This is a genomic window from Gluconobacter sp. P1D12_c (genome assembly GCF_018812105.1).
GTDB lineage: Bacteria > Pseudomonadota > Alphaproteobacteria > Acetobacterales > Acetobacteraceae > Gluconobacter > Gluconobacter oxydans_A.
Genome location: NZ_JACSIQ010000127.1, coordinates 1 through 665, shown reverse-complemented (window position 1 = coordinate 665; position 665 = coordinate 1). Strand labels below are relative to the sequence as shown.

Sequence of the window (665 nt, the reverse complement as noted above, 5' to 3'; positions counted from 1 at the left end):
GGACCGTCTGAGAATGGGTGTGAGTCATATTCTCGGATAGGTTTTTATGAGCTTCTTCGTCGCAACAGTGGGAACAAGGTTGATGTGTTTAAACATCTTGAACGCATTGGCAGGGATGAGGCCATAAGGCTTCAATCTGATCGCATTGCTGACAGGCTTGAAGGTCTGGGGATTCCGTCTAGGCGTAAGAAGCAGGATGGCACCTTTTTCAAGGTGGGTTTGCTGTCTGGATTAGCTAAGCAGATGGATGAACAGTTTAGGCATATCATGTTCATTCCTGCTGTTGCTGTTGCTGAGCGTCGCCAGTTGAGGAATGAGCTGACCTATTGGATTGATAACATTCTCCCGAATAAGGGGAAGTATCTGCGGTACATGGTTATCACCTGCGGTGAGAACGTCCGCATATATGATGACCTCAAGGCGGAGCATAGGAAATGGACACGCAAGCTCTCTGATTGCTTCCGTTGGCTCAATCAAAAATATGGTTCAAATCTGTATTTCAGGGGGACTGAGTTCACTCATAATGAGGATCATGAAACCCTTAACATGCATATGAATATCCTCTTTGATCTGCCGTATTTGAAGGGGAACGGCTGGCAGGATTTTCTTGCTGATGTTCGTGAGAGGATGTCGTGCATTGTTAAGGATGCGGGAACTCTTGAGTC

The 665-nt window shown here is 46.5% G+C and carries 1 protein-coding gene; it reads left to right on the top strand.

Annotation, left to right across the window (positions count from 1 at the left end; translation table 11 throughout):
• On the top strand, nucleotides 1–665 hold a 665-nt coding region (locus KP705_RS15915), incomplete at both ends, for a hypothetical protein (protein WP_215764936.1).